Annotated in this window: 19 protein-coding genes and 1 riboswitch; of the genes, 17 read left to right on the top strand and 2 right to left on the bottom strand. The window is 38.4% G+C overall.

Features of this window, described 5'->3' with window-relative positions; all coding sequences use genetic code 11:
• Positions 1 to 270 (bottom strand): hypothetical protein, encoded by a 270-nt coding sequence (locus ACSVDH_RS23855; RefSeq protein ID WP_439251565.1) that lies wholly within the window; start codon positions 268 to 270, stop codon positions 1 to 3.
• Positions 271 to 472: 202 nt separating this feature from the next.
• On the opposite strand from ACSVDH_RS23855, the gene ACSVDH_RS23850 reads away from it, so the two are divergent.
• Complete coding sequence (locus tag ACSVDH_RS23850; protein WP_439251566.1) at positions 473 to 1,390, top strand: proline dehydrogenase family protein; 918 nt, start codon at positions 473 to 475, stop codon at positions 1,388 to 1,390.
• A 36-nt stretch (positions 1,391 to 1,426) separates the two neighbouring features.
• Here ACSVDH_RS23850 and ACSVDH_RS23845 read toward each other — a convergent pair whose 3' ends face one another.
• Entirely contained in the window at positions 1,427 to 1,582 is a 156-nt protein-coding gene (locus ACSVDH_RS23845) for a YuzL family protein (RefSeq protein WP_299087520.1), read from the bottom strand.
• Between the two features lie 186 nt (positions 1,583 to 1,768).
• Between ACSVDH_RS23845 and ACSVDH_RS23840 the strand changes: the two genes are divergently transcribed.
• From ACSVDH_RS23840 to sufC, 16 genes are all read left to right on the top strand, one after another.
• Positions 1,769 to 4,150 (top strand): 3-hydroxyacyl-CoA dehydrogenase/enoyl-CoA hydratase family protein, encoded by a 2,382-nt coding sequence (locus ACSVDH_RS23840; RefSeq protein ID WP_439251655.1) that lies wholly within the window; start codon positions 1,769 to 1,771, stop codon positions 4,148 to 4,150.
• Positions 4,151 to 4,232: 82 nt separating this feature from the next.
• Positions 4,233 to 5,408: an acetyl-CoA C-acetyltransferase gene (locus ACSVDH_RS23835; RefSeq protein WP_299087518.1), complete on the top strand. Its 1,176-nt coding sequence runs from the start codon at positions 4,233 to 4,235 to the stop codon at positions 5,406 to 5,408.
• A 65-nt stretch (positions 5,409 to 5,473) separates the two neighbouring features.
• The gene (locus ACSVDH_RS23830) at positions 5,474 to 7,258 is read left to right on the top strand and encodes an acyl-CoA dehydrogenase FadE (RefSeq protein ID WP_439251567.1); all 1,785 of its coding nucleotides are present in this window, start codon (positions 5,474 to 5,476) and stop codon (positions 7,256 to 7,258) included.
• Positions 7,259 to 7,398: 140 nt separating this feature from the next.
• On the top strand, positions 7,399 to 7,758 hold the full coding sequence (locus ACSVDH_RS23825; protein WP_299087513.1) for an arsenate reductase family protein: 360 nt from the start codon (positions 7,399 to 7,401) through the stop codon (positions 7,756 to 7,758).
• A gap of 117 nt (positions 7,759 to 7,875) precedes the next feature.
• A complete protein-coding gene (gene gcvH / locus ACSVDH_RS23820) occupies positions 7,876 to 8,259 on the top strand; it encodes a glycine cleavage system protein GcvH (protein ID WP_299087508.1) in 384 nt (127 codons plus the stop codon).
• Positions 8,260 to 8,497: 238 nt separating this feature from the next.
• Entirely contained in the window at positions 8,498 to 8,845 is a 348-nt protein-coding gene (locus ACSVDH_RS23815; protein ID WP_299087506.1) for a toprim domain-containing protein, read from the top strand.
• Between the two features lie 21 nt (positions 8,846 to 8,866).
• Positions 8,867 to 9,172, top strand: a complete 306-nt coding sequence (locus ACSVDH_RS23810) for a thioredoxin family protein (RefSeq protein WP_439251568.1) — start codon at positions 8,867 to 8,869, stop codon at positions 9,170 to 9,172.
• A 148-nt stretch (positions 9,173 to 9,320) separates the two neighbouring features.
• Positions 9,321 to 9,638 carry an SCP2 sterol-binding domain-containing protein gene (locus ACSVDH_RS23805; RefSeq protein WP_439251569.1) on the top strand — a complete coding sequence of 106 codons (318 nt, stop codon included), beginning with the start codon at positions 9,321 to 9,323 and terminating at the stop codon, positions 9,636 to 9,638.
• 117 nt (positions 9,639 to 9,755) lie between these two features.
• Positions 9,756 to 11,069 carry an O-acetylhomoserine aminocarboxypropyltransferase/cysteine synthase family protein gene (locus ACSVDH_RS23800; protein ID WP_439251570.1) on the top strand — a complete coding sequence of 438 codons (1,314 nt, stop codon included), beginning with the start codon at positions 9,756 to 9,758 and terminating at the stop codon, positions 11,067 to 11,069.
• Positions 11,070 to 11,280: 211 nt separating this feature from the next.
• A riboswitch (SAM riboswitch) is annotated at positions 11,281 to 11,386 on the top strand.
• Between the two features lie 111 nt (positions 11,387 to 11,497).
• Positions 11,498 to 12,523, top strand: coding sequence for a methionine ABC transporter ATP-binding protein (locus ACSVDH_RS23795; protein ID WP_439251571.1), 1,026 nt, complete (start codon positions 11,498 to 11,500; stop codon positions 12,521 to 12,523).
• A complete protein-coding gene (locus ACSVDH_RS23790; protein WP_439251572.1) occupies positions 12,516 to 13,184 on the top strand; it encodes a methionine ABC transporter permease in 669 nt (222 codons plus the stop codon). Before ACSVDH_RS23795 ends, ACSVDH_RS23790 begins: the two co-directional genes overlap by 8 nt.
• Before the next feature lie 11 nt (positions 13,185 to 13,195).
• On the top strand, positions 13,196 to 14,041 hold the full coding sequence (locus ACSVDH_RS23785) for a MetQ/NlpA family ABC transporter substrate-binding protein (RefSeq protein ID WP_439251573.1): 846 nt from the start codon (positions 13,196 to 13,198) through the stop codon (positions 14,039 to 14,041).
• A gap of 2 nt (positions 14,042 to 14,043) precedes the next feature.
• A complete protein-coding gene (locus tag ACSVDH_RS23780; RefSeq protein WP_439251574.1) occupies positions 14,044 to 14,277 on the top strand; it encodes a hypothetical protein in 234 nt (77 codons plus the stop codon).
• Between the two features lie 17 nt (positions 14,278 to 14,294).
• Positions 14,295 to 14,666: a carboxymuconolactone decarboxylase family protein gene (locus tag ACSVDH_RS23775; protein ID WP_439251575.1), complete on the top strand. Its 372-nt coding sequence runs from the start codon at positions 14,295 to 14,297 to the stop codon at positions 14,664 to 14,666.
• A 278-nt stretch (positions 14,667 to 14,944) separates the two neighbouring features.
• A complete protein-coding gene (locus ACSVDH_RS23770) occupies positions 14,945 to 15,085 on the top strand; it encodes a YuzK family famiily protein (protein WP_439251576.1) in 141 nt (46 codons plus the stop codon).
• 372 nt (positions 15,086 to 15,457) lie between these two features.
• Entirely contained in the window at positions 15,458 to 16,243 is a 786-nt protein-coding gene (gene sufC, locus ACSVDH_RS23765; RefSeq protein ID WP_439251577.1) for a Fe-S cluster assembly ATPase SufC, read from the top strand.
• The last annotated feature ends 15 nt before the right edge of the window (positions 16,244 to 16,258 follow it).

The raw sequence follows: 16,258 nt of genomic DNA, 5'->3' as shown, positions 1-16,258 counted from the left end.
TTATTGAAACTGTGAACTTGATTGTGATTGTTGCCCGGATCCAAGATGGGTTAAGATTTTCTGATAATGCTGATGGTGCATTTGACCAACTTGATCCAGTTGTGCTTTGATTTCTTGGTCCTGACATTGGGATGCATAAAAATGAGCTTTTTTCATCGCTAATAGATTCCAAGAAAGCATATCTGTCAAATAAAGCTGATCCTTTGTTGTTACAACCGCAGGCGGCTTCTGCATGATCCCTTGCTGCTGCATATTTTGTTGTTGCATCATATACCCTCCTAAGATCATAGTGTCACACATATCGTTCCACTAAACACAGGAATTATACACAATCTTTCACTCGAGGACATATTGATAAGATGGGCAGAATACAGTCTGTAATAAGACATTTTGCCTAAAGATTTAAATTCGCTCTTTATGTATGTAGTGTTGGATTAGAAACGGTATAAAAACGATTAAGGAGGGTTTTATGATGGAACAGCTTCTGCGAAACTCTTTTATGTTTTTATCCAAAAATAGAATGATAACGAAATTAGCAAAAAAATATGGCTTAAAGTTCGGAGCGGCAAGGTTTGTAGCTGGTGAAAACATTGAATCCGCCATAAAGGTCATTAAGGACTTAAATGAAAAAGGTCTAGATGTAACGCTTGATTATTTGGGAGAATTTATTAAAAAGGAACAAGAAGCAAATGAAATGGCTGATCATTGCATACAGGCAATCGAAGCAATTTCACAAAATCAATTAAAGTCACAGCTTTCTCTGAAGTTAACCTCAATGGGGTTGGATATTTCAAATGAAGTAGTATTAAACAATATGAAGCGCATTCTTACGGCAGCTAAGCAATATAAAGTGTTTGTCACAATCGATATGGAGGATTACTCAAGATGTGAAAAGACACTTACTCTATTTAAACAACTAAAAAAGGAATTTAACAATGTCGGGACTGTTCTTCAAGCTTATCTTTATCGTACAGGCAGGGATATTGAGGAACTAAAGCGGTTTAATCCGAATTTGCGGCTTGTCAAGGGAGCATATAAAGAATCCTCCAAGGTAGCATTTCCAGAGAAAAAAGCAGTTGATGAAAACTTTAAGCAAATCATAAAAGCTCATATGCTGAATGGAAACTTCACAGCAGTTGCCACTCATGATGATATGATTATCAACTATACAAAAAGGCTTGTAAAAATTCATAAAATACCGAAGGAGCAATATGAATTCCAAATGCTTTACGGAATTCGTCCGGAAAAACAGCTTGAACTGGTAAAAGAAGGGTACCGCATGCGTGTATATGTGCCATATGGGACCGATTGGTATGGATATTTTATGAGAAGACTTGCAGAACGACCAGCAAATGTTGCCTTTGTATTAAAAGGAATTTTGAAAAAATGAATGAAGGCTGGCCTTTTAAGTCAGCCCTCACACAACCTAAAAATTGTCATTCCCCATATTATCCTGCTTGTATTGCTGGTTTTGACTTGTGCGTTTACCGCCGCCAGTCTTTTCATTTGTAGGACCAGCGTTGCCCTTTACACTTGCAGCACTTACACCTGCTTTGGAAGGATTCTTTTTTAAACGTGCCATCAATTATCACCTCCTAACAATGTAGCTTTTCCAAAGTAGAAATTGATTATTTCGAAAAAAAGCGCTGAATGTATTGAAGAAATTTTCGAAATCTTTTATATTAAGGATAGAGGAACATATTTGCAATGAATTTTTTTTGGGAGAAAAATGAATGAGTATTCATTCAAATGGAGGGGAAGTAGCATGATCCAACGAATTAGAAAAGCTGCCGTACTAGGTTCTGGGGTAATGGGCTCAGGCATTGCAGCACATTTAGCGAATATCGGCATCCCGGTGCTGCTATTGGATATCGTGCCGCGTGAATTGGATGAAGGGGAAATCAAAAAGGGATTAACATTAGCAGAAAAGTCTGTACGAAACCGAATCGCTCAAACAGCAATTCAAAAGCTATTTAAACACAAACCAGCTCCATTAACTGTTTCCGAAAATTCTTCCCTCATTGAGGCCGGAAATCTTGAAGATGATCTGCATCGACTTTCTGAGGTAGATTGGATCATTGAGGTTGTTGTTGAGAATCTAGCTGTAAAGCAAAAGGTTTTTGCTGAGGTTGATAAACATAGAAAACCGGGGAGTATTGTTAGCTCAAATACATCAGGAATTTCTGTAGAGGCTATGGCTGAAGGGCGGTCGGAGGATTTTAAAAATCATTTCCTTGGAACGCATTTCTTCAATCCCCCTCGTTATTTAAAGCTTTTAGAAATTATTCCGACTAAGGACACAGATGAAAATGTTTTATCGTTTATGAAATCATTTGGTGAGGATGTTTTAGGAAAAGGTGTCGTCATTGCAAAGGACACACCTAATTTTATTGCAAACCGTATCGGTACGTACGGACTTTTAGTAACAGTACAACAGCTCATGGAGGAAGGCTATAGCGTTGGAGAGGTTGACTCTGTTACTGGACCTCTGATCGGCAGACCGAAAAGTGCCACCTTCCGTACACTAGATGTCGTTGGCTTGGACACCTTTGCTCATGTGGCCAAAAATGTTTATGACCAAGTGGAAGGAATGGAAAGGGAGGTTTTTGAGCTTCCTGGATTCATGCAGAAAATGCTTGATAATGGCTGGCTTGGAAGCAAAAGCGGGCAAGGCTTCTATAAAAAGGAAGGGAAGGAAATTCTCGAATTAAACCCGGAAACGCTTGAATATGAACAAAGAAAAAAGCTTTCTACCCCATCGATTGAAGCAGCAAAGCAGACTAAAGGTTTAGAAAATAAATTGAAAGCGCTTATCTATTCGGATGACCGCGCGGGTACCCTTCTGCAAAATATTACGATTCCTACACTCATCTATTCTGCAGAACTTCTTGGAACCATTGCAGACGATATCGTTGCGATTGATCGCGCGATGAAATGGGGCTTTGGCTGGGAAGCAGGGCCGTTTGAGCTTTGGGATGCCATTGGGGTTGAAAAATCAATTGAATTAATCGCGGCACGTGGCTTTGACGTTCCGGATTGGATAAAAGAAATGATAGCGAAAGGCTATGAGACATTTTACCGCAAGGAAAATGGGGTTCTTTTCTTTTATAACAATGGTGAATATCGTCAAGTGCTCCAAAATTCAAAGGTGATCGATTTAAAAACACATAAAGAAGTACATGGTGTCATTAAGAAAAACAGTGGAGCAAGTTTGCTTGATATCGGTGAAGGTGTTGCCTTGCTTGAATTTCACTCAAAAAGCAATTCAATTGGTTTAGATATTATTCAAATGATTAATTTTGCCATTGATGAAGTTGAAAAAAATTACAAAGGACTTGTGATCGGAAACCAGGGGAAAAACTTCTGTGTCGGAGCAAACCTTGGCTTAATTTTAATGGAAGCTCAAGATGATAACTATTTTGAAATTGATATGGTCATCCATCAATTTCAACAAGCGATGATGAAGATTAAATATAGTAAAAAGCCGGTCGTTGCAGCACCATTTGGTATGACGTTAGGCGGTGGTGCAGAAATATGCCTTCCAGCAAGCAGCATTCAGGCTTCAAGTGAAACCTATATGGGATTGGTTGAAGTTGGCGTTGGCTTAATTCCAGGTGGCGGCGGCAATAAAGAGCTATATATGAAGCATTTAAACAGCATGCCTAAAGGTATTGAATTTGATTTACAATCTGTTGCAAATAAAGTGTTTGAAACGATTGCAATGGCTAAAGTTTCCACCTCAGCAGCAGAGGCAAGAAAGAATCGATTCTTAAATGATAATGATAGAATTAGTGTAAATAGTGATCACTTGCTATACGATGCAAAGCAAAGAGTCATTGAACTCTATAATAACGGCTACCAGCCGCCAATTAGAAAAAAAGTACCTGTTGTTGGAGAAACCGGATATGCAACATTATTGCTTGGTGCGCAATCAATGTACTTGTCAGGTTACATTTCAGATCATGATTTAAAAATTGCCAAGAAGCTTGCCTATGTGATTGCAGGAGGAAAGGTTCCATTTGGAACAGAAGTGGATGAACAATATCTGCTAAATTTAGAAAAAGAAGCCTTTTTAAGTTTAGTAGCGGAAGGAAAATCTCAGCAACGTATGCAGCATATGCTTGTAAAAGGTAAACCGCTAAGAAATTAATGTTCCGTTTCTTGAGGAATTCCTTGAATGTTCTAATAAGCAAAGCTTTGATGATAGAGATCACAAAGGGAGGCATGAATGAATGCGCGAAGCTGTCATTGTAGCAGGTGCAAGAACACCTGTTGGAAAAGCAAAAAAAGGGTCATTAGCAAATATGCGGCCAGATGATCTCGGTGCGTTGGTCGTAAAAGAAACGTTAAAACGAGCAGGGGATTACAAGGGGAATATTGACGATTTAATCATCGGCTGTGCCATGCCTGAGGCTGAACAGGGATTGAATATGGCAAGAAACATTGGAGCGCTTGCAGGTCTTCCATATACAGTGCCGGCGATTACGATTAATCGCTACTGTTCATCAGGATTACAAAGCATTGCATATGGGGCAGAAAAGATCATGCTGGGTCATGCAGATACAGCCATTGCCGGTGGTGCAGAATCAATGAGTCTTGTCCCAATGATGGGGCATGTCGTGAGACCGAATGTACAATTAGCGGAGAATGCGCCAGAGTATTATATGGGAATGGGGCATACGGCAGAACAGGTCGCCCAAAAATATGGCATTTCCCGTGAGGAGCAGGATGCCTTCGCAGTTAGAAGTCACCGAAGAGCGGCTAATGCGATTAAGGAAGGAAAATTTTCTGAGGAAATTGTTCCAGTAGAGGTTCCGGTAAGAACAGTTGGCGCAGATCATAAGCTGAAAGAGCAGATTATTTCTTTCACTCAAGATGAAGGAGTACGAGAAAATACAACATTAGAAGTGTTAGCGACGCTTCGACCTGCGTTTTCCACAAAGGGTTCGGTAACAGCTGGCAACTCTTCACAAACCAGTGATGGAGCAGCGGCAGTGATGATAATGGACAGAGAGAAGGCAGAATCAGAAGGTTTAACACCAATGGCCAGGTTTCGATCATTTGCAGTAGCAGGCGTTCCGCCGGAAATAATGGGAATCGGCCCAATTGCTGCCGTTCCATTAGCTTTGAAATATGCTGGATTAGCACTAGAGGATATCGGTCTATTTGAATTAAATGAAGCGTTTGCTTCCCAATCGATCCAAGTGATCCGTGATCTTGGACTAGATGAAGAAAAAGTAAATGTCAATGGAGGAGCGATTGCTCTTGGGCATCCGCTCGGTTGCTCAGGCACCAAATTAACACTCTCTCTTATACATGAAATGAAACGAAGAAATGAGCAATTCGGAGTTGTTACCATGTGTATCGGCGGAGGTATGGGTGCTGCAGGGGTATTTGAATTAGTGTAAAAGCAGATTTTTAGATTTATTGAAGCCTAGCGTATTAAAAAAATGCATAAATGGGGGAGTTTTTCATGGCAAAAGCAACGGATGCAGTGATTAAAGGCGGCAGTTTTTTAATTGAGGATCTACCGTATGACCGTTTATTCACACCAGAGGATTTTACAGATGAACATAAAATGATTGCCAAGACAACAGAGGACTTTGTTGTAAATGAGGTGTTACCGCATCTTGAAGATATCGAAAATCATCAGTTTGATAAATCTGTAAAGCTATTAAAACAAGCTGGTGAACTTGGTCTTTTAGGTGCAGATGTTCCTGAGGAGTACGGTGGTTTAGGGCTTGATAAAATCAGTTCGGCTTTAATCACAGAAAAGATTTCAAGAGCGGGAAGCTTCTCCTTATCCTTTGGCGCACATGTCGGAATCGGCTCGCTTCCAATCGTGTTATTCGGTAATGAAGAACAGAAGCATAAGTACTTGCCAGGTCTTGCTGCAGGTGAAAAGCTTGCCGCATATGCATTAACCGAACCTAATTCCGGTTCAGATGCCCTTGGAGCAAGAACCACTGCAAAGCTTAACGCAGAGGGTACCCATTATGTGCTTAATGGTGAAAAGCAATGGATTACAAATTCAGCTTTTGCTGATGTCTTTATTGTCTATGCGAAAGTAGATGGTGAGCATTTTTCAGCTTTCATCGTTGAAAGGGAATATCCGGGAGTATCGACAGGACCTGAAGAAAAGAAAATGGGGATAAAGGGCTCCTCAACGAGAACGCTTATATTAGAAGATGCACTTGTACCGAAGGATAACTTATTAGGTGAGCTTGGTAAAGGTCATGTTATTGCTTTTAATATCTTAAATATCGGCCGCTACAAATTAGCTGTAGGCACTATCGGCGGGTGTAAACGGGTCATAGATCTTGCAGTTCAATATGCAAATCAGCGCCAGCAATTTAAAACACCGATCTCACGTTTTTCTCTGATCCAAGAAAAGCTGGCGAATATGGCAGCCAAAACTTATGCAATGGAAAGCTCGGTATATCGCACAGTTGGTCTGTTTGAGGACCGCATGGGCCGTCTAACAGATGAACAATTAAAAGATGGAAAAGAAGTAGCTGCCGCTGTTGCTGAATATGCAATTGAATGCTCGCTTAATAAGGTGTTTGGCTCTGAAGCGCTTGATTATGTTGTAGATGAAGGGGTTCAAATCCACGGCGGATATGGTTTCATGGCAGAATATGAAGTAGAAAGAATTTATCGCGACTCACGGATTAACCGAATTTTTGAAGGGACAAACGAAATTAACCGTTTATTAGTTCCTGGAACTTATTTACGAAAAGCTATGAAGGGAGAGCTTCCGCTATTCCAAAAGGCTCAAAGCTTACAGGAAGAGCTTATGATGCTTATGCCTGAGGAGGTTGGTGAGGGAACACTCGAGCAAGAAAAATACCTATTGAAAAACGCTAAGAAAATTGGAATCCTCATTGCCGGATTGGCAGCACAAAAGTTTGGAAAGGACCTACAGAAGGAACAAGAGATTCTTGTTAATATTGCTGATATCGTAAGCAATGTTTATGCGATGGAATCGGCCATCCTGCGGACAGAAAAGGCAATTGCCAAATCTGGAGAAGAAAAAAATAAACAAAAACTCTTATACACGCAAGTATATTGTCAAGAAGCCTTTAATGAAATTGAATCGAATGCAAAGGAATCATTAATTGCGGTAGAGTCAGGAGATGCATTACGCATGATGATGTCAGCATTACGCAAATTTACTCGCCATACCCCAATCAATGTTATTGCAAAAAAACGTGAAATTGCTTCTGCATTGATTGATAAAAACGCTTATCTAGCATAGGCAGGTGGCTGAGGCTGTTTTTAAAACAGCCTCTTTTTTACCTATAATAACAAAGAAAATAAATATCGCTAATTAGGCTTGTACGTCTTGATATGATAAGATAAAGTTAAATTAAGTAAAAAGAGTAGGTGGTGAGATGTATGGCTTTAAATTTTTATTGGTATCCTAAATGTGGTACTTGCCGTAAAGCAAAGAAATGGCTTGAAGAACATAATATTGCCTTCAATGAAATACATATTGTTGAAAATCCACCGAGCAAGGACGAGCTAGCGTCTTTTTTTAAAAAAAGTGGATTGGAATTAAAAAAATTCTTTAACACAAGCGGTCAGAAATACAGGGAGCTAGGCTTAAAGGATAAACTAGCGACAATGTCAGAGGAAGAAATGCTTGAACTGTTAGCTTCTGATGGCATGTTGATTAAGCGGCCAATTGCTGCAGACGAAGATGCGGTTACTGTTGGGTTTAAAGAAGAGCAATATGCTGAAATCTGGGGATCTTAATAGATAATTCTTGCATACTTTGCTGCAAACTGGTACAACATTATTGAATAACTTCAAAAGTAAACGAGTAATAACAATTGATCAATTAAAAATGAACGAATGCTGGAGGTAAAGAACATGAACACACCTAAAGAACTGCGTTATTCTGAAGAACATGAGTGGGTAAAGGTTGAAGGAGATAAGGTTCGCATTGGTATTACGGATTTTGCACAATCAGAGCTTGGTGATATCGTATTCGTTGAGCTGCCGCAAATTGGAGACGAAATCCAAGCGGACGAGCCATTCGGCAGTGTTGAGTCTGTGAAAACTGTTTCCGAACTTTATGCGCCAATCAGCGGAAAGGTTGTAGAAATTAACGAAGATCTTGATGATAGCCCGGAATTTGTTAATGAATCACCTTATGAAAAAGCGTGGATGATTGTTATTGAACCAGCAAATGTAGCTGACGTTGAGAATTTAATGACAGCTGAACAATATGAAGAAATGACAAACGAAGACTAATAAGGATGATAACATGATTTATGGACACCCTACAAATAGATAAGGAGGGTGTCCATATGTCTTTTGAAAAACAACGTTTAGCAGTGGAACGCTCCATTGCTCTTTTTAAAGGTGGTTTCTATCAATCGTTTTTTCCTGAAATTTTAAATTTGAGAAAAAACATTTAATAAAAAGGAAACAACCTCGACAAATCGAATAGTTTATAGAAAAGACTTTACTTTAAAAACAGGTGATGTTTATGTCGTTAGTTGAGGTTGAAAAGGTATTAATTGTTGAAGGTAAATCAGATAAGAAGAAAGTGCTTAATGTCTTAAATGAACCAATTGAAATTATCTGTACAAACGGGACAATAAGTGTGGCAAAGCTTGATGAGTTAATTGATGAATTATTTTTAAAGGATGTATATATTTTAGTTGATTCTGATGATGCAGGTGATCGCCTGCGTAAGCAATTTAAAAGAGAATTACCAGAGGCTTCACATCTTTATATTGATAGAGCCTACCGTGAAGTAGCAACAGCGCCAGATCACCATGTTGCATCTGTGCTATTAAGTGCGAATATTGATGTGAATACGAAATATTTATAGAAAGGTACTATTTTTTTACTTATGGTTGAATGGGAAAAAAAGCAGCTTACGATACAAAACGAGGGTCTTATGTTTTTGTATTTATATACCCCAATGTGTGGAACATGTCAAGTAGCTAAACGGATGTTATCTGTTATAGATGAACTATTACCGTCAATAACGATCCATTCTCTAAATCTTAATTATTTTCCTACTGAAGCAAAAGAATTGGAAATTGAAAGTGTGCCATGTCTACTTATTTATGAGAATGGTTTGGAAAAGGAAAGGGTCTATGCATTCCAATCTGTGAGCTATCTACATGAATTAATGAAGCAATATATCCATTAAACTGACATATTTCTTGGGAAATAGTAACGAAGGTAGCATGAAAATGATAAAAAGGGCAGAAAGTGTCGACTTATTTTTAAAGGATTCTTCCGTTATTCAATGAAGTTAGTAAATAACTTGGTTGAAATCGGGAGGTTTTTTTATGTTTATGAAAACATTTATTGCTAATTTTAATAAAGCGCAATTTTTAGCACCACTTTTCATGAAACACTCTCTTTTTATTGAAATAAAACCTCATCATGAGAATAGCTATTATATTGAATTGTCATCAGAAGGCGCTAAAACATTAGCATATCCCCCTAATCATATTGACTTTCTCATAGAGGGTGAGCTTGAGGACCTGGAAGAGGTTTTATTAAACCACGCTAGTTTAAAACAATTGATTGCCTCTGGAAAAGTGAAAATTAAAGGATCTTATCGTCATTTTTTAAAGTTTGACGCGATCATTAAGCTAAGCGCATGTTGATTATCCTTGAAATCTTCGATTGAAATCGCTTACCATATAAATAGTTGGAATATTCACAACTTTATATTAACGTTCTCTGACAAAAGCTTTATAAATAAAGAATGAGGAGGAAAACAGATGGAGAAGAAAAAGTATCGGCCTGAAACAATTACAATCCACGGGGGATTACAGAAAGATACGATGACTGGTGCTAGATCTGTACCAATTTATCAATCAAATGCTTATTTATTTGAGAGTACAGAACATGCGGCAAATCTCTTTGGATTAAAAGAACCAGGTTATATTTATACACGAATCCATAACCCGACAGCAACCGTTTTTGAAGAAAGAATTGCTCAGCTGGAAGGCGGGGTAGGAAGCTTAGCTGTTTCCAGCGGTATGGCAGCCATTACACTTTCTATATTAAATATAGCCGAAGCTGGGGATGAAATAGTTTCAGCAGCAACATTATACGGCGGAACCTATAATCTATTTGCTAACACATTACCTAAATATGGAATTAAGGCGGTTTTTGTCGATTCAAAGAATCCTGAAAATTTCCGCTCTGCTATTACGCCAAATACAAAAGCCATTTTCGCTGAAACGATCGGAAATCCAAGCTTAGATGTACTGGATATTGAGGCAGTTGCCGATATTGCCCATGAATCAGGGATTCCTTTAATCGTTGATAATACTTTTGCCACTCCTTTCCTTTGCAAGCCGATTGACCATGGAGCAGATATTGTTGTACACTCAGCGACAAAATGGCTGCTTGGAAATGGGACAACCCTTGGAGGCGTCATTGTTGATGGCGGAAAATTTGATTGGAATAATCCTAAGTTTCCTAGTTTTATAACTCCTGATCCAAGCTACCATGATTTAGTCTATGCGAAAGCATTGGGCGAACAAGCATTTATAATAAAGGCTCGGGTCCAATTGTTAAGGGATTTAGGTCCAGCAATCAGTCCTTATAACGCTTTTCAATTTAATTTAGGTTTAGAAACGCTTCACGTTCGAATGAAGGAGCATGTTGCAAACGCACGAAAAATCGTAAAGTATTTAGAAGAGCATCCAGCTGTTGAATGGGTGTTATACCCTGAACATTCAGACCATCCTGCAAAGGAATTGGCTGCTAAATATTTACCAAAAGGTGCCGGCTCGGTTGTTGTATTTGGTATAAAAGGTGGTCGTAAAGCTGGAGCTGCTGTGATTAATCATGTTGAATTATGGTCACATGTGGCAAACGTGGGTGATGCAAAAAGCTTAATCATTCATCCTGCCAGTACAACCCATCAGCAGTTAAGTGCAGAGGAATTAAAAGCATCAGGTGTGACAGAGGATTTGATTCGCTTATCTGTTGGTATAGAGCATATCCAAGATATCATGGAAGATCTTGATCAAGCAATTTACAAAGCAACTGGTGTAAAAGGACTAGAACAGCTTCAATCATAAACTATCAATTGGGGATGGCTTAGAAATCTAGGTCATCCTGTTTTATTTTCTTTAGCAAGGCCATCCACTTTTTCAAAATAGTTTAGTAGTAAATTAATTTTTGGTAGTTAAGGAGATTTTGTTGACATCCTTTTAAAATGCATGATACAATCACAAACGTATTTAAAGCTCATCATGAATTCTATGAAAAACTTTTATTATATAATTTGATCTCTTATCAAGAGAGGTGGAGGGAAGTGCCCTATGAAGCCCGGCAACCATCAACGCTGTTGAAATGGTGCCAATTCACGCAAAGCAAAAGCTTTGAAAGATGAGAGAAAGGACATTTGCTATGCCTTTCTGCTCATTTAGCAGAAGGGTTTTTTTCTTATCTTTGTCTTACAACCATTTTTTAGGTGAGATTTTAAGAATCGAAAGAAGGTGACACAATGATTACATTAAAGAATGTAAAAAAGATATATCAAACAAATTCAGGTAATGTAACGGCTGTAAATAATGTCAATTTAACGATAGATAAAGGGGAAATCTTCGGAATCATTGGTTACAGTGGTGCAGGAAAAAGCTCTTTAATTCGATTGCTGAATGGCTTGGAAAAACCAACAAGCGGAGAGATCAATGTCGCAGGAAGCCAAATTGACTCGATTAGCGGGAGTAAATTACGTAAAGCACGCTTGGAAATTAGCATGATCTTTCAACATTTCAATCTATTATGGTCACGAACGGTAAGAGAGAATATTGCATTTCCATTAGAAATAGCTGGCGTAAATAAAACCGAACGTTTAAAGCGTGTTGATGAGCTAATTAAGCTTGTAGGGCTGGAAGGCCGTGAAAATGCATACCCATCTCAATTAAGCGGCGGTCAAAAGCAGCGGGTAGGAATCGCTAGGGCATTGGCCAATAATCCGAAGGTATTACTGTGTGATGAAGCAACCTCTGCACTTGATCCGCAGACAACAGACTCCATCTTAGATTTACTGGTTGATATCAACAAAAGATTAGGTCTTACAATTGTTCTGATAACACATGAAATGCATGTTATTCGAAAAATTTGCCATCGTGTAGCAGTTATGGAAAATGGACAAGTTGTTGAGGAAGGAAATGTACTTGAAGTATTTAAGAATCCTAAACAGCCAATTACGAAACGGTTTGTGAAGCAAGTCACAGAATCGGAAGAAACAAACGAAGTGGTTGCCCATTTAGCGGAGCTATATCCAAAGGGCAAAGTGATTCAATTAACATTTGTTGGCGAATCAGCTGAACAGCCATTGATTACAAACTTAATCAGAAGGTTTGATCTTGATGTTAATATTTTGCAAGGGAAAATTTCACAAACACAAGGCGGCTCATATGGAAGTTTGTTCATCCATTTAGATGGGGAAGAAGAAGAGCTCAATAAGGCTTTAGAATTTATTTATCATCAACAAATTGAGGTGGAGGTGATTGCAAATGCTTGAACAGCTTCTACCTGAAGTGGATTGGGAAAAGGTATTGGAAGCCACGAATGAAACCATTTATATGACCGGCATATCTGTCGTGGCAACATTCTTTTTAGGAATTATCCTGGGATTATTGTTATTTTTGACAGCAAAGGGAAATATATGGGAAAACAAGCTTATCAACGCAATTGTAGCTGGGATCGTCAATATTTTCCGCTCCATTCCCTTTATTATCTTAATTATTTTATTACTGCCATTTACAAAAATAGTGGTGGGTACTATTTTAGGTGCTAATGCAGCCTTACCTGCACTGATCATCGGTGCAGCGCCATTTTATGCACGTATGGTTGAGATTGCCTTACGTGAAATCGATAAAGGTGTTATTGAGGCAGCTAAATCAATGGGGGCTAAAACAAGCACGATTATCTGGAAGGTTCTCATTCCAGAATCAATGCCAGCGTTGGTTTCTGGTATTACTGTAACAGCTATTGCGCTAATTGGATATACAGCAATGGCAGGGGCAATTGGTGCCGGCGGTTTAGGAAATTTGGCCTTTTTGGAAGGTTTTAACCGCGGCAATAACCAGGTTACATTTGTAGCAACGATAATTATTTTAATCTTTGTGTTTATTATCCAATTTATTGGGGATATCATAACTAAATCTATTGATAAGCGATAGGAGGAAAAGGAATGAAAAAGACTTTATTTGCAATCATTCTTGCGATTTTCACAACTGCATTAGCTGCTTGCGGCGGTGCAGCACAAGAAGAAGGAGCCGGTTCAGAGGGAGACACTAAAACATTAAAAGTTGGTGCATCACCAGTACCGCATGTTGAAATTTTAGAAGAAGCAAAACCTTTATTAGAGGAAAAAGGTATTGAATTAGAAATTGAAGAATTTACAGATTATGTTTTACCTAATAAAGCATTAGCGGAAGAAGACCTTGATGCAAACTATTTCCAACATGAGCCATACTTACAGTCACAAATTGCTGATAATGATTATAAATTTGTCAGTGCCGGCGGAGTACACATTGAACCTATTGGTGTTTATTCAAAGCGTTATAAATCATTAGAAGATCTTCCTAATGGTGCAAAGATCATTATGAGTAACTCTGTTGCAGATCACGGTCGTATGCTTTCAATGTTAGAAGAAAAAGGCTTAATTAAGCTAAAAGAAGGCGTAAATAAAACAGAAGCTACGATTGAAGATATTGCAGAAAACCCAAAAAACCTAGAGTTTGAAGCAGATATTGAAGCACCAATGCTTACAAAAGCATATGAAAACGATGAAGCAGATGCATTTTTAATAAATGGTAACTATGCATTAGAAGCAGACTTAAACCCAGCTGAAGATGCGATTGCTCTTGAATCTCCAGAAAACAACCCGTATGTTAACCTGATTGTTGTTCGTGAAGGTGACGAAAACAGAGAAGAAATTAAAGCACTTGTTGAAGTATTACAATCAAAAGAAATTCAAGATTTTATTAAAACGAAATATAAAGGCTCAGTTATCTCCGCTGCACAAGGAGAATAATTGTGACAAAGCTGACAGCATGGATGTATGCTGTCAGCTTTTTTAGTATGGGCTTTAGAAAAATGATAGGTGGTTCAATTATTAGTGAGAGTGGTTTGGAAAAAGCGGTGGATGGTTCGATTCTTTGTGAGAGTGGTTCAAAAAGTGTAATAGATGGTTCATTTCTTATTGAGTGTGGTTCGATTCACAGTATACTTTTCCCTATGTACAGCATACTAACCGTGAAAAATTACTGAATGGAGCTGATGATAAAATGGAACATACACATGAACCTCGAAATTCAACAGAAGCTGCTTTGTTAGAATTTAAGACGGGAATAGGAACGTTTACACAAAAAATGCCGGAAATTGCTCATCATTATAATGCATTTACAGAAGCCTGTTTTAAAGAAGGGGTTTTGTCTCAAAAGCAAAAGCATTTGATTGCTTTAGGGATCAGTATTCAATGTCAGGATGAATATTGTATGATCTACCATACAAAAGGCTGCTTAGATCATGGTGCAAGTGAAGAGGAAATTTTAGAAGCCATTGGCGTATCAGCAGCCTTTGGCGGCGGGGCAGCTATGAGTCAAGCAGTAACCTTAGTACAGGAATGTATAACTGAGCTTAATCAGTTAAAACAATAATTTTCAACTTGTAAGATTTTGTTACCGTAACAGCGTGAAAAGAACCTGAGGTCGAGGGATTCAAAGGATCGTTGAGGGAATGTGCGAAAAAATCACCTGTTTTTGCATAATGGATTCATAAGAAACATAAATCATCGTCACATTATCTTACGGACTTTGAATAGTTAGAAAATTCTTGATAAAGTTTTTATTGTAAATAAAAATTGAAGGGATTGGTTATTATCCACTCGAGTCAGGAATTACTTGACCTCACCTACACGTCCGAAATGGAAAAGGCGATGTATCACGCACATGGTATTGGCTATGCTGAGTACTCTAGGAAATTATCGAGACGTATGGATGTAGAAATCAGTCGTGAAGAGGACCATCGGAAAAGTCAGCTGCTATTTGCTGGTCTTGATAGACGAATGAAAAAATAAATGAGATGAAAACAAGGAGAATCAGTCATTCAAGGCTGGTTCTTTTTTCGCATATAATATCACTTAAAAAGCAGATCACGTTCACATTAAACCGGGCATATCGTCAAGAACGGAGAATGTTTTTTTTAGAAAAGTAAAAACTAATCTAGGTGATGAAAGGTAGATTCACGGGCAAAGATGTTATATAGTAGAAAAAGGCTCATTTTCTCTCTCTTAGTACATATGATGTGATGATTATTTAACTGGAACTTTCACATTTTGACATATTTCGAGTGAATTCCTAAAAGGTTGTGTTCACTTTTAATTTGTTATAAGATAAGAATGAGAATAAACTGAGAATCAGGAAACTTTATATATTATGGAGGTATAGTTATGGCAGGTTCTACATTAATCATTAAGGATTTACACGTAGAGATCGATGGGAAAGAAATTCTTAAAGGTGTAAATCTTGAAATAAAAGGCGGAGAGTTCCATGCAATTATGGGACCGAACGGAACGGGTAAATCAACTTTATCATCAGCAATCATGGGTCATCCAAAGTATGAAGTGACAAAAGGAAGCATTACATTGGATGGCGAAGACGTGCTTGAAATGGAAGTAGATGAGCGTGCACGTGCAGGTCTATTCTTAGCCATGCAATATCCAAGTGAAATTAGCGGTGTAACAAACGCAGACTTTTTACGTTCAGCGATTAACGCTCGTCGTGAGGAAGGCGATGAAATTTCTTTAATGAAATTCATTCGTAAAATGGATGCAAATATGGAAGAGCTTGAAATGGATCAAGATATGGCACAGCGTTATTTAAACGAAGGCTTCTCAGGCGGGGAGAAAAAACGCAATGAAATCCTACAATTAATGATGATCGAGCCAAAAATCGCAATTCTTGATGAAATTGATTCCGGACTAGATATCGATGCCCTTAAAGTTGTAGCAAAAGGTATCAATAAAATGCGCAGCGATGAGTTTGGCTGCTTAATGATTACTCACTACCAACGCTTATTAAACTACATTACACCAGATAAAGTACATGTTATGATGCAAGGCCGTGTTGTAAAATCAGGCGGACCTGAGCTAGCACAACGTTTAGAAGCAGAAGGATATGACTGGATTAAACAAGAACTAGGTATTGAAGACGAAACTGTTGGGCAAGAAGCTTAAGCGTAAGGGGGAGTA

The sequence above is a fragment of the Metabacillus sp. Hm71 genome (genome assembly GCF_051842955.2).
In the GTDB taxonomy this organism is placed as follows: Bacteria; Bacillota; Bacilli; order Bacillales; family Bacillaceae; genus Metabacillus.
This window is presented reverse-complemented; position numbering and strand designations above follow the sequence as displayed.